Raw genomic sequence first — 17544 nt, 5'->3', positions numbered from 1 at the left:
TGGGCCGACGACACCTACGCGCTGTCGGCCGGCCTGGTCGGCGAGCTGAGCCGCCGCGTCGGCAAGGAATGGTTCTTTGTCGCGGTCGACTATTCGTTCGGTAGCGCGATGGTGAAGGATGCCTCACGCGCGGTGACCGATACGGGCGGCAAGGTCATCGGCGCGGTTCGCTATCCCTTCAACACCACCGACTTCTCATCCTTTTTGCTGGCCGCGCAGAGCTCCGGTGCCAAGGTGGTGGCACTGGCCGGCACCGGCGCCGACACCGTCAACGCGGTGAAGCAGACCCACGAATTCGGCCTGCAACAAGGCGGGCAGACCATCGTCGGCATGCTGACCTTCATCTCCGACGTCCATTCGATCGGCCTGCGCGACGCGCAGGGCATGTACATCGCGTCCCAATATTACTGGGATGACGACGACGGCACCCGCGCCTTCGCCAAGCGCTTCATCGAGATCGAGAAGCGCGAACCGACAAAGTTGCAGGCCGCGACCTACGCCGCCGTGCGCCATTATCTGAAGGCGATCGAGGCCGGCGGCAGCGACGAGGCGAAGGCGGTCAATGCCGAGATGCGCAAGCTGCCGGTCGATTTCTTCGGCCGCCCCGCGCACATCCGCAAAGACGGCCGCGTCGTCTACGACCTCTCGCTCTACCGCGTGAAGAAGCCGGACGAGAGCAAATATCCCTGGGACTACTACCAGAAGATCGCGGCCATCCCCGGCGACAAGGCGTTCCGCCCCGAGGGAACGGGCGGCTGCAAGCTCGACAAGTAGGACGCACCATTATCGCCGCGACGCACGGTCGCGCATGCAAGATCAAGGAGGAGCCGATGCCGCTTCGCAACGATTTCGATCAGCTTGTAGACGTCAAGGGTGGCTTCATCAGCCGCGAGATCTTCGTCGATGCCGATATCTATCGGCAGGAGCTCGACAAGGTCTTCACCCGTGCGTGGCTGCTGGTCGGGCACGAAAGCCTGGTGCCCAATCCCGGCGATTTCTACACCTCGCGGATGGGCGAGGAATCCGTGATCCTCTGCCGCGACAAGAAGGGCGAGATTCACGTCTTCCTCAATTCGTGCCGGCACCGCGGCATGAAGGTGTGCCGCTACGAACAGGGCAACACGTCGCTGTTCACCTGTCCCTATCACAGCTGGACCTACACCACCGACGGCAAGCTGCAGGGCGTTCCACTGCACCGGACGCTGTATGACGGGGTGCTCGACCGCGAGGCCAACTCGCTAGTCTCGGTGGCGAAGCTTTGCAACTACAAGGGCTCGATCTGGGCGACCTGGGACAAGGACGCGCCCGACTTCATCACCTATCTCGGCGATGCCAAGATCCATCTCGACCAGGCGCTCGACTGCCGCGACGGCCGCGAAGGCGGCTCCGAGGTGATCGGCGTCCACAAATGGGTGTTCCCCGCCAACTGGAAATTCGCGGCCGAGAATTTCCTCGGCGACACCTATCACAACCCGAGCCATCGCTCGGTCGACCTGATCGGCATCGGGCCGAGCGCTGCCGCCGGCAAGAAGGGCCGCCGCGACGATGAGCTGGAGAAAGCGCAGCACGTCTGGATCAGCTTTCCGGAAGGCCATGGCGTGCACAGCGCGATCCAGCCGGAGGCCAACGAATACATCGAGTCCTTCCTCGACAACCCGATCCTCGAAAAATACTTCCGGCACTGTTTCGAGGAGCGCAAGCGGCGGCTCGGCGAAGGGGCGCGGCTGCTGCCGTTCGTCGGCACGATCTTCCCCAACACCTCCTATCATGGCCGTCAGCCGCGTGGACTGTGCGCCTGGCATCCGCACAGCCCGACCTCAACCGAAGGCTGGCGCTTCTTCCTGGTCGACAAGGACGCGCCGAAGGAAGCCAAGGAATATCTGCGCCGCTACTACATGCGCTACTCCGGCCCGGCCGGGATGACCGAACAGGACGACATGGAGAACTGGCTCTATGCCACCGCGGCGAGCACCGGCACGGTGGCGCGGCGCTATCCCTTCAACTATCAGCAGTCGATGGGCGCCTACGTCACCGATCATCCGCTCGGCGGCGATGTCTCCACGCAAGTCACCGAGCAGATCGCGCGCGGCTTCTATCGCCGCTGGACCACCTACATGCAGGGCGGCGACTGGCACGAGCTGCTCGGATCACCCGCTGGCAGCCGGCAGGCCGCAGAATGACCGCGCCCGCAAAAACCGTCCTCGTCAGCGGGGGCACCTTCGGGATCGGCCGCGCGATCACGCTCGGCCTCGCCAGGCGCGGCCACGCGGTGGCGGCCTTCGGTCTCGAGGCGCCGCAGGTCTCGAGTACCGCGCAGAACGCCATTCCCGCCCTGCGCGAGGAACTCGATCGCGAAGGGCTCACCGCCGAATTGATGGAAGCCGATGTGTCGCAGGCCGGCGATGTTGCCAAGGTGGTCGCCCACGCGATGGCGCGGTTCGGGCGCATCGACGGCGTCGTGAACAACGCCGCGATCGGCCCGCTCGGCACCGTGCTCGACACCGACGAGGTGCTGTTCGACCGGATCATCGCCGTCAATCTGAAGGGACCGTATCTGACCAGCCGCGCCGCGATCCCGCACATGATCGCGCAAGGCGGCGGCTCGATCGTCAACATCGGATCCGGCGCCGGCTGGGGCAAGCCGAACATGGCGGTCTACAGCGCGAGCAAGGGCGGCGTTATCGCGCTCAGCGCAGCGATGGCCTACGACTTCTTCCACCAGCGCATCCGCGTCAACACCGTGATCCCTGGTGGTGGCGGCATCGTCAGCGGCATGAGCCTCGGCCGTGTCGGCGGCGATGCGGCGCGTTTCGGCAAGGGCGCGCCGGGCACCGCCGCGGGCCGCGTCGCCGCCGGTGACGACATCGCCAATGTGGTCGCCTTCCTGCTGTCACCGGAAGCGGAAACGCTGTCCGGCACCGTGATCGATGTCGGCTGCTTCGCCCAGCAGGGCGGACCGATCCCGCCCAAGCCGGCGCTCTGACAACCCTGCGATGCCTGATGAGGAGATAGCGATGACGACGACCGTTCAGGATCAGGACAAACAACAACACGCCGGGAACGCTGCGATCGAGCGAGCGGCGACCTACTACCGGCTGAAGGCCGATGTCGAGGATTTCTACTACCACGAGGCCGATTTGCTCGACGACCGGCGCTTCCGCGACTGGCTCGAGCTACTCACCGACGACATCGGCTATTTCATGCCGATCCGCCGCAATGTGAAGTTCGGCCAGCAGGCCGCGCGCGAGAACACCAAACGCGGTGAAGGCATCAGCTGGTTCGACGAAGACAAATGGACATTGACCAAGCGGGTCGAGCAGATCCTGACCGGCGTGCACTATGCCGAGGAGCCGCTGTCGCGCATCACGCATATGGTCAGCAATGTGCAGATCAAGGGCGCGCGGCCGGATATCGAGGCTGCGCGCGAGCTGGACGTCACCAGCCGCTTCCTCGTCTACCAGAACCGCGTCGAGTATGAGACCTACATCTTCGTCGGCCGCCGCAACGACACGCTGCGCCTGACCGACGATGGCTGGAAGATCGCGCGGCGCGAGATATTGCTTGAACAGAATATCCTGCTGGCCAAGAATCTCACCACGTTCTTCTAAGCGGGGCCAGATCTGAGCAAGGTCAAGATCAGCAAGGGTAGCGATGATTGACGTGATGGCGATCAAGGTGGGGACGCGGCTGAAACTGGAGGCCGGCGTCGTCGCCGAAGTGGTGGAGAACATGGACGATGGCCAGTGGCTGCAGGTACGCTATCTGGAGTGCCCTGCCCGGCCCGCCGACGTTGGCACGGTGGAGCTGTGCCACGCCCAGGACGTCGTCAAGGTGCTCAGCGAGTAGTCCCAGTCAACGGACCGACGATCATGCTGCGATTTGAATACATGCCGAGCGATTTTCATCCGCTGTTCCTGTTCCTCGGCGAAGCCGCCGATCTCGCCGCGCTGGCAATGCTGCTGCGGCGCTTTGCCGAGGACCCGCAGACCATTGCCGTGGCGGAGCGGATTCCCGGCGCCGTCTCGCGCGACGCGCTGGTGCTGGCGCCCGCCGACGACGAATTCGGCATGCGCGATCTCGGCGGCCGGTTTGCCTGGAAGCTGACCGATTGGCAGGCGGAGCGGATCGCCGAGCGCATCGAGCTGTTAACCCCTGAGGATAGCAAGTCCGGCTCGGAGATCGTCGAGATCGGCAGTGACGGCGAGATCCCGGTCAAGCTGTCGCGCGGCGAATTCACCGACGACTTCCTGATCACGCACAGATAGCGATGTTCGCGTGAGTACACACCGCAAGCCAAAGGTCCTGATTGCCGGCGCCGGGATCGGCGGTCTCGTCGCCGGATTGTCGCTGCTGCAGCGTGGCATCGAAGTCGAGATCTTCGAGCAGGCGTCCGAGCTGCGCGAGCTCGGCGCCGGTGTCCAGCTCAGCGCCAACGGCACCAGCGTCCTCATCGCGCTCGGGCTCGAGGAGGAGATGCAGGCCATCGCCTGCGAGCCCTCGGGCAAGGAGATCAGGCTGTTCAGCACCGGGCGGACCTGGAAACTGTTCGACCTCGGCGCCTCCTCGCGCGCGATCTATGGCGCGCCCTACTGGATGGTGCATCGCGGCGACTTTCACCGCGTGCTGGTCGACGCATTCAAGGTTCGGGCGCCGGGGCGGCTGCATCTTGGCAGCCGCTGCACCGGATTTGACCAGGACGGCGACGGCATCTGCCTGCACCTTGCCAATGGCGAGCGTCGGCGCGGCGACGTCGTGGTCGGTGCCGACGGCGTGCACTCCGAAATTCGCCGGCAGATCGGCGGCGACACCAAGCCGTTCTTCTCGGGCGTGGCCGCCTGGCGCGGCCTGGTGCCGATGGAACGGCTACCGCCACCCCTCAGGCGCGACGTCGGCACCAACTGGATCGGCCCGGGCGGCCACGTCATCACCTATCCGGTTCGCCGCGGCGAGCTGTTGAACTTCGTCGGCATCTTCGAGGGTGAGAGCTGGTCAATCGAGTCATGGACCGAACGCGGTACGCGCGAGGCCTGTAGCGGAGCCTTTGCCGGATGGAATCCAGAGATTCACACCATCATCGCGAGCCTCGATATTCCCTACAAATGGGCGCTGCTCGGCCGCGACCCGCTCGATCGCTTCGTCGTCGGGCGCGCCTGCCTGATCGGCGACGCCGCGCATCCGACGCTGCCGTTCCTGGCCCAGGGCGCCAACATGGCGATCGAGGACGGCATGGTGCTGGCGCGCTGTCTTGAAGGCTTCCCGCCCGAGGAAGCGCTGCAGCGCTACCAGACCGCGCGGCTGACGCGGACGAACGCGATAGTGGTGAAGTCGGCCGAGAATGCCAGGCGCTTCCACAATCCCGCGCTCGCCGACGTCGAAGGCGCCGATGCCTACGTCTCGCGCGAATGGCAGCCGGACCGGGTGCGCGAGCGCTATGACTGGCTGTTCACCTACGATGCCTTGCGTGTGCCGCTTTGACGAGACGAGTTTCGCGGGCCCGCCTCACTGAACGGGATGGCGTCCGCGGCGCACCGGACGTTCCGGCGGTGGTGGCGGAGGAGCGAAGAAGGGATTGACGATGCACATCGCAGAGAGACCCGATGCCGTCGCCTGACACTGCGGGATCGAGGTGTAGCTGCAATCGATGTGGTCTCCGGCCATCGGCCCGTTATAGAGATGCAAACAGACCGGATAGTTCGGATCATAGGCCTGTCCGGCGGCAGGTCGGGCCAGCGCGACCGCGAACGCAGCGATCGCGAAAAGTTTCAGGCGCATCGGATTCTCCTTATTGCTCGGACCGTTTCCTCACAACTGCCGGGGTTAGTCAACCGCACTGGAGACACGACGGCCATACAGTCTTGAGCGACGGCAGGCGGGAAGCCTGAGCGCGCTAGTTGGTGGACTGGCGTTGTCGCTGCCCCCGTTGCTTTGGCGGCTTTTTCGGACCTTTGTAGAACGGATTGACCGAGCACGTCGCGGAGCGCCCCGAGGCCGTCGCCTGACACTGCGGAAGCGACGTGTAGCTGCAATCGATATACTCGGGCGTCAGCCTCCCGCCATAGACTTCCAGGCACACCGGATAGTTCGGATCGTACATCTGTGCGGCGGCCGGCCCGGCGATGCAAACTCCGACGGCTGCGATGATGGTGAGTTTCAAACGCATCGAATTCTCCTCAAGCCTCGTCCGGAACGCAGGGCACGGCTATCGTTGCTCGTCGGCCGGCTTGCCGTCGCCCTCACCGAGGCAGCGGATCATGAAGGCCGTCGTGTCCCGCGGCAGCACTTGCGCAGCGCGCGCCTTGAGACGGCATTCGAGCTGCGCGATCTGGCGCGCCCGCTGCCGTTCGGACGGCAGCGTCGATTGCCGCAACCGGCGCAACGTCATCGGCGAACCGTCCGATTCGAAGCTCAGCTCGTATTTCTTGCCGTTCTGGTCGGTTGCGGCGCAGGTGATGGTGGACACCTGCCGCGTGATGAAGCTTCCGACCTGGCGGCACGAGCCCGTCGACATCTCGACCAGCGGCACCGGCAGACCATCCACTCGCGGGCGGTCGCTGGACTTCAGCAACATGCGGTCGACCGCGAGCTCGAACAGATTGTCCTGGGTGCGCTCGGTGCTCTCGCCGGAGAACGAGATGATGTGGCTCTTGTCGGCGGGATCGTCGAGCACCACGGTGAATTCGGAGCGGCCGCGCAGGGTGTGGAAATAGGCGACTGCCTTGCAGGTGTAGCTGCGGCCTGCGACGGAGACATTGCGGCAAGTGCCGGACATCAACGCGTACAGATCGACGTCGTAGACCGGACCGGCGGCAACGGCCAGCGCCGGCCAGCAGAGGACGGCAGCCGCAATCAATTGAGCGAAACGGGATATCATGCTGAAGCGGTCGAAAACACGGTCGCTGGAGGGGTCCATGGCGCAAGGTCGCTGATTTCCACGGACTGTGCAACGACGAAGCAGGCCTAAATGTGGACACCACGCGAACGGCTGGGGAACGCAGCACAATCCGTGCTGAAAGGCCGCGGCGTCAGATTTGCGGGCCGGACAGCGTCACCTCGCGCTCGGCGCGGAACACGTTGCTATAGAGGTTCGCGATCCACTGGCGGCCGCTTGCCGTCATGTTCAGGCAGTTGATGGCGCCCTGAATGTGCGGCGCAACCATGTTCCAGTAGAATTGCGGATAGCGGTCGACGATATCGGCTGGCGACTCATAGCCGAGCTGGCGGTTGATGCCGACCTCCTCGAACTCGTGATAGAGCGCGTTGGCCTTCCTGATGTAGTTGGGATCGCCGAGCTGACCGATGAAATCGGCCGCCCGGACGATCGACGCCTCATCGTCATATTGCTGACCTTCGGGCGCCGGAAACCGCGTGCCCTCGATGTTGCGCGCGACGCGCTCGCGATCAAGTGGAAGGACGGCCTCGAGCCTGTCGAGCACATACAGCTTCGAGCGGTCGACATGATACGGCATCAGGCCGGCATCCGACGAGCCACGCGGCAGCACCACCTTGTTGCCGGAGGCATCAATGACGTAACCATCAGGTCCATCGCCCTTCAAAAGACCGCGCACATAGCCGATGTCGTGAGTCAGGCAGGCGATGATGGTGTGGGTGTAATCCTCGGCGGTAACGTGGGTGTGCAGCGCGCGGCCGCGGATGATGTCATGCCCGGCGAGCGTGACCAGCATCGTGTGCTCGACATTGTGGTAGAGCGCGTCGCTGTTGCCGATGCATTCCAACGCGATGCGCGCGGCGGCTGGCAGGAGTTCGCCGAAGCGCGCCTGCGAAGCGCCGAAGGTGCGGCTGACATGCGTGGCGAGAAACTTCTCCAAAGCACCTGCCGCCAACTCAGGTAACGTCATCATCGATGCAGCCCCCGACCGCGCAACGTTCCTCGCTCGCCCCGATCTCACGCCGTAGTTGGGCAGCGACTATAGCGTATCTACGGGCGTGCGGCTACGCGCTGACGGGCGTGACGATTCGCTCCGGCCGTACTTTCCCAGTCTTGTCGGCTGCGACACCAAAGCTGCTGATAGTGGCATGAACCCTGCATGATTCGGGTCAGACCGGGTTAACCCCACTGATAAAGGCCGTCATGCTCGTTACGCTCGTCGCCATCCTCTGCAATGCTCAACTCTGCATGGAAAAGGTCGTCACCACGAGTGACCAATCCGGCATCACCATGGGCGCCTGCGCAGTGAATGCGCAGATCGGCATCGCCGATTGGCTCGCCAAGGGGCCGTATCACGAATGGCACCTGCAGAGCTATAAATGCATCATGGGCAAGTACGTACCCAAGAACGAAGTGTGATGTGTGCTCACAGCCCCGGACGGGGCTGATCCGCTTCGACCGGAACAGCCTGCGAAACCACCGCGCAGGCGCCCGCGCCTCGAGTCAAAGTCCAATTTATGGGCTATCACTGTCGTTAACGACGGTGAGACATGAGGTCGCCCTGGAATGCCCGCAACGCCGCTGATTGCCTATGCGCATGTCGGCAAGAGTTTTGACAGTGGTCGCGTGGTGGCGGTCGACGACGTCTCGCTTGACGTAGCCGAGGGTGAATTCCTGGCGATTGTCGGCGGCTCGGGCTCCGGCAAGACGACGCTGCTGAGGCTCGCCAATCGCCTGATCGAAGCCGACCAAGGCCGGATCGCGGTCGAGGGTGAGGATGTCAGCCGCATCGACCCGATCCTGCTGCGGCGCCGCATCGGCTATGTCTTCCAGAGCGGTGGGCTGTTTCCGCATCTGTCCGTCGCCGGCAACATCGGCATCACGCCACATCTGCTCGGCTGGACGCAGGCGGAGATCTCGGCGCGGGTCGATGAATTGCTCGACCTTGTGCGGCTCGACCGCTCACAATATCGCGAGCGTATGCCGCACGAACTCTCCGGCGGCCAGCGTCAACGCATAGGCGTCGCGCGTGCGCTGGCTGCGAAGCCGCGCATCGTGCTGATGGACGAGCCGTTCGGCGCGCTCGATCCGCTCACCCGCGACGCGCTCGGCGACGATTATCGAACGCTGCACCGCGAGCTCGGCCTGACCACGGTCATGATCACCCACGACATGACCGAGGCGTTGCTGCTGGCCGATCGTGTCGCGGTGATGCGCGGCGGCAGGCTGCTGGCCCAGGGCACGCCGGCGGAACTCTCGGCCAGCACCGATGGCTATGTCGGTGAACTGATGCGCACGCCGCGCCGGCAGGCGGAACGCCTGGGCGCCTTGCTGCCGCGGGGCGACACGGCATGACTCTATCAGCCGATCCGCGCTGGAGCGAGGCGCTCTCCCATCTGCCCGACTATCTCGGCAATCATGTGCGGGTCAGCGTCGGCGCGCTGGCGCTCGGGCTCCTGATCAGCCTGCCGCTTGCGATCATCTCTCGTAACCGGCCGGTGCTGCGCACGACGTTGCTCGGGCTTGCCGGCATCGTGCAGACCGTGCCCGGTCTCGCGCTGCTCGCGTTGTTCTATCCGCTGCTGCTGGCGCTCGCCGCGTTGACGGCGGCGTGGCTCGGCTTCAGCTTCTCCGCCTTCGGCTTCCTGCCCGCCGTGCTGGCGCTCGCGCTCTATTCGATGCTGCCGGTGTTGCGCAACACCATCACCGGCCTGTCGGGGGTCGATCCGGCGGTGCTGGAAGCCGCCCAGGGCGTCGGCATGACGCCGCGGCAATCGCTCACCATGGTCGAGCTTCCGCTGGCGCTGCCGGTGATGATGGCTGGAATCCGCACGGCGGCGGTATGGGTGATCGGCACCGCCACCTTGTCAACACCAATCGGCCAGACCAGCCTCGGCAACTATATCTTCGCGGGATTGCAGACCCAGAACTGGGTGTTCGTGCTGTTCGGCTGTTTCGCTGCGGCCGTGCTCGCGCTTGTGGTTGACCAATTTCTGGCGCTGATCGAGAACGGCCTGCGCAATCGCAGCCGCATCCGGACGGCACTCGGCGGGCTCGGTATTACTGCCCTGATCGCGGCGACTCTGCTGCCCGCGATCGCGCGTCCGCATGCGGGCATCGTGGTCGGCGCCAAGACGTTTACCGAGCAATATGTGCTGTCGGCGTTGATCGCGCAGCGGCTGCAAGCGGCGGGCCTTCCGGCCACGACCCGCGCCGGCCTCGGCTCCAACGTGATCTACGACGCGCTCACGGCCGGCGATATCGATGTCTATGTCGACTATTCCGGAACGCTGTGGGCCAACCAGTTCCACCACACCGACATCAAGCCCCGCGCCGAGCTGTTGGGCGAGTTGCAGATGACGCTGGCAAAGCAAGACATCACGCTGTTCGGCGAGCTCGGATTCGAGAATGCCTATACGCTGGTGATGCCGAGGAAGCGCGCCGAAGAGCTCGGTATCCATTCGATCGCCGACCTCGCGTCACGCGCCGCGACGATGTCGATCGCCGGCGACTATGAATTCTTCTCGCGGCCGGAATGGGTCGGCATCCAGAAGGCTTATGGGCTGACGTTCCGCGCCCAGCGTCAGATGCAGCCGGATTTCATGTATGCGGCGGTTGCCTCCGGCGAGGTCGACGTGATCGCGGGCTACACCAGCGACGGACTGATCGCGAAATACGATCTTGTCACGCTCGAGGACAACAGGCACGCCATCCCGCCCTATGACGCCATCGTCCTGCTGTCGCCAAAGCGGCGCGACGACGAGGCCCTCAAGGCGGCGCTGCGGCCGCTGCTCGGCAAGATCGATATCGCCGGGATGCGCGAGGCGAATTTGCGCGCGTCGGGCAACGACGCATCATCGTCGCCCGACGCGGTGGCGCGCTGGCTGTGGGACAAGATTGGGCCGCACTGAACCGCCGCGCTCTCCGCCTCAGGCCCTGACCTCCTGGCGCTGGAACAGAACGTAGCCGGCGACGAACAGCACGATGGTGCAGGCGATCAGGCCGACCGTCTGCGGCCAGGCGATCATCACGCTCTGGCCGAACGGCAACGGGGCACCCATCACGGCGCCGCGGATCTGATCGAGGAACACCGGGCCGAGCGTGCGCGTGGTCGGCGACAGCACCGCCAGCATCGCCTCGCCAAACAGGTCATTGGGCGAGAACCGCTGCAGCAGCTGGGTCCAGATCGCCGTGCCCGGCGTATCGAGGCCGAGCGCTGCAAAACGTGGATCGGGCGGCACGATGGCCTGCGCGATCGCCGGCGCCAGCATCGGCCACAACACGGTCAGGAACAACCAGAGGCCGAGCGCCACCAGTGCCGCGGTCGCTGGCGAGCGGAATACGATCGAGAGCAGCATTGCGAGCGACAGCCAGACCCCGGCATAGAAGATCGCAATCACCAGGAAGGCCAGCGAGCGGGCGATCTCGTCGCCGCCCGGCGGCACGCCGAGGAAGATCAGGCCGAGGCCGATCACCAGCAGCCACAGCGCGGTGAGGCTGATCGCGATCGTCGCGAGCCCGGCGAGATATTTGCCGAGCAGCAGCGCGTCGCGATAGATCGGCTGCGCCAGGATCCGCGACAGCGTGCGCCGGTTGTGCTCGCTGTTGATCAGGTCGAAGCCGAGCCCGATCGCCATCAGCGGGATCAGGAAGCCGAGGATGGCGACAAAGGACGGCAGCGGCACCTGACTCACCGTGAACAGCCGCAACAGCAGGAATGGATCCTCCGCGGTATTCTGGCGGAGCGCGGCGATCGCCTCATAGAGCGCCGCCATCGCGGTCAGCACGATCAGAAGCTGGAGCATCAGCATGCGGACGCTCGAGATGTTGTCCGACAGCTCTTTGACGAAGACGGCACCGACGCCTTGGAATGCTGAACCCTCACGCCGCATCGCGCACGCCTCCTGACGGGGTGGCCTGGAAGGTGCGAGCGTAGATCGCCTCGAGGCTCGGCTCGTCGACCGAGAGCCGTCGCAGCGCGCCGTTGGACGCGACTACCGCGCGCGCGGCATCGGCCCGGACGTCGCGGTCGGCGGTCATGCGGAAGCGGTCATCGGCGAGCGTCTCGACATTGCCGACGCCCGGGATCGCGGCGAGCCGCCGCGCAATGCCCGCGCCGTCGGCTTCGACCTCGACGACGAAGCCCGCGCCCAGCACCTGAACCGAGAGCTCGGCCACCGAACCCATCAGCGCGATCTTCCCGGCCCGGAACAGCGCCACGCGATCGCAGACCCGCTGCACCTGGTCGAGCATGTGCGACGACAGCAGCACGGTAACGCCCTCGGCCTTCAACTCCCTGATCAGGTCGAGGAATTCAATCGTCGCCTGCGGGTCGAGACCCGAAGTCGGCTCGTCGAGGATGGCGATCTCGGCCCGCTTGACGATGATCTCGGCAAGCCCGAGCCGCTGCCGCATGCCGCGCGAAAACGTTGCGACGCGCTTGTCGGCGACGTCGAGCAGACGCACGCGGGTGAGCGCCGCCGCGATCCGCCGCGAGCGTTCGGCCATCGGGAGGCCTATCAGCTTGGCGACGTAAGCGAGGTTCTCCACCGCGGTCAGGTGATCGTAGAAACCGACGGCATCTGGCAGATAGCCGACCCGCCGCTTGACCTGCAACGGCTGCCGCGCCGGGTCGAAGCCGAGCACGCTGACCCGGCCGGCCGAGATTTCGGTGAGCCCGAGCATCATCAGGATGGTCGTGGTCTTTCCGGCGCCGTTCGGGCCGAGCAACCCGAACACCTCGCCCTTGGCGATGTCGAAATTGATGGCGTCGACGACGCTGGTCTTGCCGTAGCGCTTGGTGAGATCGCGTGCCGCGATGACGGTTTCGGGCCGTGTTGCAGCACTGTTGTTCTGCTGCTCGCTCATCGCCGTCCGAACCTCGCAACCGCACCCAGCATCAACAGCAGCGCGACGCCAATCACGCCGGCACCGGCCATGCCCCAGACGGTAGAAGTGCTCACCGTGACGCGGAACTGGCTCGACGCCGTCTCGCCGCGCGAGGTAGCGCGCATCGCGAGCTGGTAGTCGCCGGCGAGCGACTTGTCGCTCGGCGTCACCAGCGCCTGAACCTCAGTGTCCTTGCCGGGCACCAGCCGCTCGATCCTGGTGGGCTGGAACGTGACCTTCCAGCCGCTCGGCGCCGTCGCGGCGAGCTCGATGTTGTCGGCCGGCGCGGTGCCGCTGTTGGTGACGACGACCGGAATCGTGCTCTGCTCGGCGGCGACCGCACGCGCGCTCAGCAGCCCGTCGCGGCCGGAGAGCTGAAGCTGCGGCTGGCCCGCGACATCGAGCGCCACCTCGGTCTGCGCCGAGGCATCCTCGGCGTTGACGGTGACCTTGACCGGGAAATGCCCGGCATCAATCGCGCTCGGCGGCCGCACCTTGAGCTTGATGTCCTTGGACTGTCCGGCCTCGATCGGGATCGACGACAATTCCTGTGTGCCATAGGCCTCGGTAAACGAGGTCTCGAAGTTCTGCGGCGCAGCCGCGGCGAAGCTTGCGACCAGGTTGCGGCCGCTGTCGTTCTTGATGGTCAGCGTGTATTCGAAATTCGATTTTGGGCTGCCGCGCAATTCGGGAAGTTTCGACGTCACCGTCAGCTTTGCCGGCAGCTCCTTGGCGAGCGCGACCACGATCGGCAACGTCGCCTCGCTGCCCTGCCCTTCGGCCTTCACCGTCAAGGTCTGCTCGGCGAGCGAAGCGTTGGCGGGCACGTCGAGCCGGAGTTGCAGCGGCACGCTGGAGTCGGGCGCCGGCATCGCGGCCGCGACCGGCTGGCCGCCGCCGAGCAGCGTCGCGGTCCAGCCGCTCGGCACGCCCTCGACCGATAGCTTGTAGCGCTGCGGGCCGAGATCGTAATTCTGCAGACGCAGCGAGATGTTGGAGGTGGTGCCGGGCCTGATGGTGACGGCCGGATAGTCCGTCATCATGTAGAGCCCCTTGATGTCGTGGGGCGGCTCCGCGGCGTAGGCTGAGGGAATGGCAAGGGGAATAGCAAGTCCGAAGGCGGCGACAAGGCGCGCAACATCGAGCGCTCGCATGGGCAAACACTCCTGCAAGAAGGGCGGGATTGACTGACTTGACGCTGCGCGCTGATGAACACCGTGGCAGCGGCGCGACAGATCATCGCAACAATCGTGACGAAATCTCGGCGGCGTAATTACAAATGAGTAATGCGCGCGGTTTCGCGTGACGACCTTCGTCTACCGACGTTAGTCTAGTTCACGATGCGATCTCTGTGATGTGCGGAGCGGTCGTCGCAGGGAGCTCGCAGCGCAGTTGCGATTGGCGACAATGGATTGCTTCCGCCTTAGCCCGAAGGCCGCGAAGCATGCTCAAAGTCCCTTGATGATCCCCGCGTCGATCAACAGGCGGTTGAAGCGGCGCGCTTCTGCGCCGTCCTTGCAGGAATAGAATGCGCCGTTGCAGCGAAGCATGATCGCCTTCTGCTCCTCGAACGACGGATCGAGCGGAATGCCGGCAGCTTCCTGAATCACCAGCGGCAGATACGCTGCGTCGATCGTGTTCATCACCGCCGGGCTCTTCACAGGTTCGAAGTTGACGGCGTCGATCGCATAGTAGGTCGCGTAGTAACGCGGATCGTAATCCATCAGCTTCTTGCCGATGCCGGCCTCGTCGAGATCGGGATCGAGCAGCTGCGGCGAGAATTCCGGCTGATGATCGCCGTAACGCACGATCAGGAAAGGCTGCGCCGGAAACTTCTTCTTCAGCGCCGCGACGAAGTCGGCATAGTCGTTGGCGCTCATCGCCTGCCGGCGTAGATATTCGTCGACCGCGGGCTTGTTGCCCGGCCGCTTCCACGACGGCAGCAACTCGGGATGGAATTTGGTTTCCCAGGGGAAATGATTGGCGGCGAGATAGACGAAGGCGAACAGCGGCGTGCCTGACGTCTTCTGCTCGGCCATCAGCTTCAGCGCCTTGTCGTAGAAGAAGCTGTCGGGCTCGACATCCTTCGCATGCAGGTCATGCGCGTCGTAGAAGCGCTGGATGCCGGTCGTGGTCTGGAAGTTGCGCGCGCTCATGAAGGCGCCGAACGCGGGATAGAGCGAGAGCGTGTCGTAGCCGCAGCGACGCAGCGCCAACGGCAGGCCGCGCTCCACGCGTCCCGATGCGATGCGGGTGACGAAATAAGAGAACCGGCCGAACGAGCGCGAGGACAATCCCGCAAGCACGTTGTACTCGGTGAACCAGCTCGGTCCGCCATTGCTCTCGGCGAGGAATTTGCGCTCGACGCCGTCATAGGACTTGAATTGGCTGCCATAGCCCGGCGGCACCTTGACGCCAGAGGCGGCGCGGATGTCGAAACTCGATTCATCATGGATCATGATGATGTTCGGCCGCCGCCCGGCGGGATGGCAGGCATCGACCAGGGGCATCTTGAGCTGATCGCTCGCGGTCGGATCCGACTCCATGAAGCCATAGGCGACGAAATCGGATACCGCGGTCACGCCGGAGCGCGCGAACTTCGAGAGGTAACCGTCGTCGTAATAGCCGCGCCAGGCCTCGTCCGGCCAGGCGAAGGCATAGCCCGAGAGCGCTGCGGTGCAGGCGAGGCAGGCCGCCGCAGCCGGCAGGCGGCGGATGCGGAACGGATCGAGCCACCACAGCGCGTACATCAGGGGCAGCGTGACGAGGCCGGCGCCGATGATCGACCAGCGCAGGCTCGGGAAGATCGTCAGCAGGAACGCCGCGGTGTCGCGGTCGATCACCATCAGGTCGACGAAGTTCGCGGTCATCTGCACCACGTCGTGCTTGAACCGCGACAGCAGCACCAAGACCACGACCAGCGTCAGCGACAGAGCGCCCGACAGCGCCGGCCGGCGCAGCAGCGCGATGAACAGGAAGTTCAGGATTCCCCAAGTGAGCAGGAAGCAAAGCCGCGAGCCGAAATCGGTCTCGGTGCGCAGCATCAGGATCAGCGCGCCGAAATGCGGTGCCGCGACCGCCATCAACCGCCAGATGCCAAGCGCGGCAAGACCGCCGGCCAGTGCGGCAACGGAGGAGTTTTGCTGAGGCGCGGGCGCCATGGGCGGGACGCAGTACAACCCGGCGCAATGCCACCGCCTTGACTGGCAACGGCCAGGAGGCATGCGGCACAGCCGGTGTCTGGGCCGCGTCACAAAACCGTAATTGAATCGTCATGAACGCGCAATGAATTTGCCCGCCCAGGCCTGGCCGCGGCAAGCAGCGCGCGTGCGTTAAACCTTGGCGGCCGGCGCGGCGTGGCTCGCGATACCGGCGATGAACAGATCGACGATGTCGGCAGCCATCTGCTCGACCTCCGCATCGCCGACACCCCAGCGCGGCAAATGGCCGTCGATGTGCATCCGCGCGAAGCCATAGACCAGCGCGCGGCCGGCGATCTGGACCTGCCTGAGATCGCGCGTCCCGAGTTGGCCGTCTGAAAATGCCTCCGCCAGCGTGCGCTCGGTCAGGCCGATCAACTCGGCATTGTCGCTGGAGACGGCGGCCGAGCGGTCGTGGTCGAAAAAGCGGCGGCTGGAGATGATCTCGAAATGGGCCGGGTTCTTCATCGCCCAGCGCAGATAGGCGATCCCGAGATAGCGGAAGCGGCCGAGCGGATCGCCTGACGGCGCCTCGGCCATCGCCGCCTCGATCTCGGCGCGAAAGCGGCGTTGCGCCTCCTCCGCCACCGCATTCATCAGGGCGTCCCGGCTCGGGAAATGCCGGAACGGCGCGCCCGGCGAGACCCCAGCGCGGCGCGCGGCCTCGCGCACGCTGACCGCCTCCGGCCCGCCCTCGCCGACCAGTTGCATGGCGGCATCGATCAGGACCCGGCGGAGGTCGCCGTGGTGGTACGGCCTGGCCGCCTGCGCCCGCGTCGCGACCGGACGCGGCTTGGCGGGCCGGCGGAGGGTGGGCGGGCTTTTGGCGGGGCGGCGCATGGCGATCCTCTAGCATCACCCGCTTGTGAATGTAAGCGATGATTACACAGATTGACTGCGCGCGGGCACGAAATGTAACTGGTGATTACATAAATGGGAGGCGGGATATGGCGACGCATCGCAACTGGTTCGAGGGCTGGCGGCTGTTTGGCCTGCTCACGCTCACCCTGATCGGGCTTTCGATCTGGATCGCCGCGATGCGGCAGTTCGAGGTCGAGGGCGTTCGGATGGTGATCCGTTTCACGGCGCGGACCTCGCTTTTGTTCTTCTGCCTCGCCTTCTCGACGGCGGCGCTGGCGCGGCTGTGGCCGAACGCCTGGACGCACTGGCAGCGCCGCAACCGCCGTTATTTGGGCGTCACCTTCGCGGCCTCGCACGCCATCCATGCGGTCGCGATCGCAGCCTTCGCGATGCTCGATCCACCCGGCTTTGCGGCCGTGACCTCGATCGTCTCCTACGTCTTCGGCGGTATCGGCTATCTCGCCATCATCGCGCTGACCGCGACTTCGTTCGATCGCACGGCTGCACTGCTCGGCCCGCGCGCCTGGCGCAGGCTGCATCTGATCGGCGGCTACTATCTGCTGCTGCAGTTCATGGTCTCGTTCGGCAAGCGGATTCCCGAGATGCCGCTTTACGCGCTATTCCTCGTGCCGCTCGCTGCGGTGTTCGCGCTCAGGATGATCAGCATGGCCGGCCGGCCTGCGCCACGTCAGGCACAGGCGAGCTGAG

Annotated in this window: 20 protein-coding genes; 11 read left to right on the top strand and 9 right to left on the bottom strand. The window is 65.1% G+C overall.

The annotated features are described in order from the left end of the window. From AKL29_RS45195 to AKL29_RS20975, 7 genes are all read left to right on the top strand, one after another. Positions 1 to 774, top strand: a 774-nt coding sequence (locus AKL29_RS45195; RefSeq protein ID WP_244482233.1) for an ABC transporter substrate-binding protein, incomplete at its 5' end; no start/stop codon positions are given. A gap of 56 nt (positions 775 to 830) precedes the next feature. Continuing rightward, positions 831 to 2180 (top strand): aromatic ring-hydroxylating oxygenase subunit alpha, encoded by a 1350-nt coding sequence (locus tag AKL29_RS21000; protein ID WP_050385450.1) that lies wholly within the window; start codon positions 831 to 833, stop codon positions 2178 to 2180. Continuing rightward, positions 2177 to 2983, top strand: a complete 807-nt coding sequence (locus AKL29_RS20995; RefSeq protein WP_050385449.1) for an SDR family NAD(P)-dependent oxidoreductase — start codon at positions 2177 to 2179, stop codon at positions 2981 to 2983. The genes AKL29_RS21000 and AKL29_RS20995 overlap by 4 nt, the downstream gene beginning before the upstream one ends. 31 nt (positions 2984 to 3014) lie before the next feature. Continuing rightward, positions 3015 to 3608, top strand: a complete 594-nt coding sequence (locus tag AKL29_RS20990; RefSeq protein WP_050385501.1) for a 3-phenylpropionate/cinnamic acid dioxygenase subunit beta — start codon at positions 3015 to 3017, stop codon at positions 3606 to 3608. Positions 3609 to 3663: 55 nt separating this feature from the next. Beyond that, positions 3664 to 3846 (top strand): hypothetical protein, encoded by a 183-nt coding sequence (locus AKL29_RS20985; protein WP_050385500.1) that lies wholly within the window; start codon positions 3664 to 3666, stop codon positions 3844 to 3846. Positions 3847 to 3869: 23 nt separating this feature from the next. After that, positions 3870 to 4265, top strand: a complete 396-nt coding sequence (locus AKL29_RS20980) for a hypothetical protein (protein WP_050385448.1) — start codon at positions 3870 to 3872, stop codon at positions 4263 to 4265. Positions 4266 to 4275: 10 nt separating this feature from the next. Beyond that, on the top strand, positions 4276 to 5475 hold the full coding sequence (locus AKL29_RS20975; protein WP_050385447.1) for an FAD-dependent monooxygenase: 1200 nt from the start codon (positions 4276 to 4278) through the stop codon (positions 5473 to 5475). A 24-nt stretch (positions 5476 to 5499) separates the two neighbouring features. Here the strand turns inward: AKL29_RS20975 and AKL29_RS20970 are convergent, their stop codons facing one another. The 4 genes from AKL29_RS20970 to AKL29_RS20955 all read right to left on the bottom strand — a co-directional run bounded on the left by AKL29_RS20970 (position 5500) and on the right by AKL29_RS20955 (position 7859). Continuing rightward, positions 5500 to 5772 carry a DUF3551 domain-containing protein gene (locus AKL29_RS20970; RefSeq protein WP_016844297.1) on the bottom strand — a complete coding sequence of 91 codons (273 nt, stop codon included), beginning with the start codon at positions 5770 to 5772 and terminating at the stop codon, positions 5500 to 5502. 115 nt (positions 5773 to 5887) lie between these two features. Further along, entirely contained in the window at positions 5888 to 6160 is a 273-nt protein-coding gene (locus AKL29_RS20965) for a DUF3551 domain-containing protein (RefSeq protein ID WP_050385446.1), read from the bottom strand. Between the two features lie 39 nt (positions 6161 to 6199). Continuing rightward, positions 6200 to 6910, bottom strand: coding sequence for a hypothetical protein (locus AKL29_RS20960; protein WP_244482231.1), 711 nt, complete (start codon positions 6908 to 6910; stop codon positions 6200 to 6202). A 112-nt stretch (positions 6911 to 7022) separates the two neighbouring features. Continuing rightward, entirely contained in the window at positions 7023 to 7859 is an 837-nt protein-coding gene (locus AKL29_RS20955) for a hypothetical protein (RefSeq protein ID WP_026193124.1), read from the bottom strand. A gap of 230 nt (positions 7860 to 8089) precedes the next feature. Here AKL29_RS20955 and AKL29_RS20950 point away from each other — a divergent pair, with 230 nt between their 5' ends. The 3 genes from AKL29_RS20950 to AKL29_RS20940 all read left to right on the top strand — a co-directional run bounded on the left by AKL29_RS20950 (position 8090) and on the right by AKL29_RS20940 (position 10797). Next, a complete protein-coding gene (locus AKL29_RS20950; protein ID WP_016844293.1) occupies positions 8090 to 8305 on the top strand; it encodes a hypothetical protein in 216 nt (71 codons plus the stop codon). 147 nt (positions 8306 to 8452) lie between these two features. Continuing rightward, on the top strand, positions 8453 to 9241 hold the full coding sequence (locus tag AKL29_RS20945) for an ATP-binding cassette domain-containing protein (RefSeq protein ID WP_050385445.1): 789 nt from the start codon (positions 8453 to 8455) through the stop codon (positions 9239 to 9241). Further along, complete coding sequence (locus tag AKL29_RS20940) at positions 9238 to 10797, top strand: ABC transporter permease/substrate-binding protein (protein WP_050385444.1); 1560 nt, start codon at positions 9238 to 9240, stop codon at positions 10795 to 10797. Before AKL29_RS20945 ends, AKL29_RS20940 begins: the two co-directional genes overlap by 4 nt. Positions 10798 to 10815: 18 nt before the next feature. On the opposite strand, the gene AKL29_RS20935 is transcribed toward AKL29_RS20940, so the two are convergent. The 5 genes from AKL29_RS20935 to AKL29_RS20915 all read right to left on the bottom strand — a co-directional run bounded on the left by AKL29_RS20935 (position 10816) and on the right by AKL29_RS20915 (position 16815). Then, entirely contained in the window at positions 10816 to 11778 is a 963-nt protein-coding gene (locus AKL29_RS20935) for an ABC transporter permease (RefSeq protein WP_050385443.1), read from the bottom strand. Continuing rightward, the gene (locus AKL29_RS20930; RefSeq protein ID WP_050385442.1) at positions 11768 to 12754 is read right to left on the bottom strand and encodes an ABC transporter ATP-binding protein; all 987 of its coding nucleotides are present in this window, start codon (positions 12752 to 12754) and stop codon (positions 11768 to 11770) included. Before AKL29_RS20930 ends, AKL29_RS20935 begins: the two co-directional genes overlap by 11 nt. Next, positions 12751 to 13929, bottom strand: coding sequence for a COG1470 family protein (locus AKL29_RS20925; protein ID WP_050385441.1), 1179 nt, complete (start codon positions 13927 to 13929; stop codon positions 12751 to 12753). Before AKL29_RS20925 ends, AKL29_RS20930 begins: the two co-directional genes overlap by 4 nt. Before the next feature lie 294 nt (positions 13930 to 14223). After that, positions 14224 to 15936, bottom strand: a complete 1713-nt coding sequence (locus AKL29_RS20920; protein WP_050385440.1) for a sulfatase-like hydrolase/transferase — start codon at positions 15934 to 15936, stop codon at positions 14224 to 14226. A 171-nt stretch (positions 15937 to 16107) separates the two neighbouring features. Then, positions 16108 to 16815, bottom strand: a complete 708-nt coding sequence (locus AKL29_RS20915) for a TetR/AcrR family transcriptional regulator (RefSeq protein ID WP_050385439.1) — start codon at positions 16813 to 16815, stop codon at positions 16108 to 16110. Between the two features lie 107 nt (positions 16816 to 16922). Between AKL29_RS20915 and AKL29_RS20910 the strand changes: the two genes are divergently transcribed. Then, positions 16923 to 17543 (top strand): hypothetical protein, encoded by a 621-nt coding sequence (locus AKL29_RS20910; protein WP_050385438.1) that lies wholly within the window; start codon positions 16923 to 16925, stop codon positions 17541 to 17543. The last annotated feature ends 1 nt before the right edge of the window (position 17544 follow it).

Source organism: Bradyrhizobium pachyrhizi, assembly GCF_001189245.1.
In the GTDB taxonomy this organism is placed as follows: domain Bacteria; phylum Pseudomonadota; class Alphaproteobacteria; order Rhizobiales; family Xanthobacteraceae; genus Bradyrhizobium; species Bradyrhizobium pachyrhizi.
The sequence above is the reverse complement of the archived record's forward strand: the minus strand, read 5'-3'. Positions and strand labels throughout refer to the sequence as shown.

Excerpts from the sequence above, each read along its gene's own strand:
- AKL29_RS20935 (WP_050385443.1), bottom strand. The coding sequence starts at position 11,778 with ATGCGGCGTGAGGGTTCAGCATTCCAAGGCGTCGGTGCCGTCTTCGTC.
- AKL29_RS20925 (WP_050385441.1), bottom strand. The coding sequence starts at position 13,929 with ATGCGAGCGCTCGATGTTGCGCGCCTTGTCGCCGCCTTCGGACTTGCT.
- AKL29_RS20950 (WP_016844293.1), top strand. The coding sequence starts at position 8,090 with ATGCTCGTTACGCTCGTCGCCATCCTCTGCAATGCTCAACTCTGCATG.
- AKL29_RS20970 (WP_016844297.1), bottom strand. The coding sequence starts at position 5,772 with ATGCGCCTGAAACTTTTCGCGATCGCTGCGTTCGCGGTCGCGCTGGCC.
- AKL29_RS20960 (WP_244482231.1), bottom strand. The coding sequence starts at position 6,910 with ATGGACCCCTCCAGCGACCGTGTTTTCGACCGCTTCAGCATGATATCC.
- AKL29_RS20995 (WP_050385449.1), top strand. The coding sequence starts at position 2,177 with ATGACCGCGCCCGCAAAAACCGTCCTCGTCAGCGGGGGCACCTTCGGG.
- AKL29_RS20980 (WP_050385448.1), top strand. The coding sequence starts at position 3,870 with ATGCTGCGATTTGAATACATGCCGAGCGATTTTCATCCGCTGTTCCTG.
- AKL29_RS21000 (WP_050385450.1), top strand. The coding sequence starts at position 831 with ATGCCGCTTCGCAACGATTTCGATCAGCTTGTAGACGTCAAGGGTGGC.
- AKL29_RS20985 (WP_050385500.1), top strand. The coding sequence starts at position 3,664 with ATGGCGATCAAGGTGGGGACGCGGCTGAAACTGGAGGCCGGCGTCGTC.
- AKL29_RS20965 (WP_050385446.1), bottom strand. The coding sequence starts at position 6,160 with ATGCGTTTGAAACTCACCATCATCGCAGCCGTCGGAGTTTGCATCGCC.
- AKL29_RS20920 (WP_050385440.1), bottom strand. The coding sequence starts at position 15,936 with ATGGCGCCCGCGCCTCAGCAAAACTCCTCCGTTGCCGCACTGGCCGGC.
- AKL29_RS20910 (WP_050385438.1), top strand. The coding sequence starts at position 16,923 with ATGGCGACGCATCGCAACTGGTTCGAGGGCTGGCGGCTGTTTGGCCTG.
- AKL29_RS20915 (WP_050385439.1), bottom strand. The coding sequence starts at position 16,815 with ATGCGCCGCCCCGCCAAAAGCCCGCCCACCCTCCGCCGGCCCGCCAAG.
- AKL29_RS20940 (WP_050385444.1), top strand. The coding sequence starts at position 9,238 with ATGACTCTATCAGCCGATCCGCGCTGGAGCGAGGCGCTCTCCCATCTG.
- AKL29_RS20990 (WP_050385501.1), top strand. The coding sequence starts at position 3,015 with ATGACGACGACCGTTCAGGATCAGGACAAACAACAACACGCCGGGAAC.
- AKL29_RS20955 (WP_026193124.1), bottom strand. The coding sequence starts at position 7,859 with ATGATGACGTTACCTGAGTTGGCGGCAGGTGCTTTGGAGAAGTTTCTC.
- AKL29_RS20930 (WP_050385442.1), bottom strand. The coding sequence starts at position 12,754 with ATGAGCGAGCAGCAGAACAACAGTGCTGCAACACGGCCCGAAACCGTC.
- AKL29_RS20945 (WP_050385445.1), top strand. The coding sequence starts at position 8,453 with ATGCCCGCAACGCCGCTGATTGCCTATGCGCATGTCGGCAAGAGTTTT.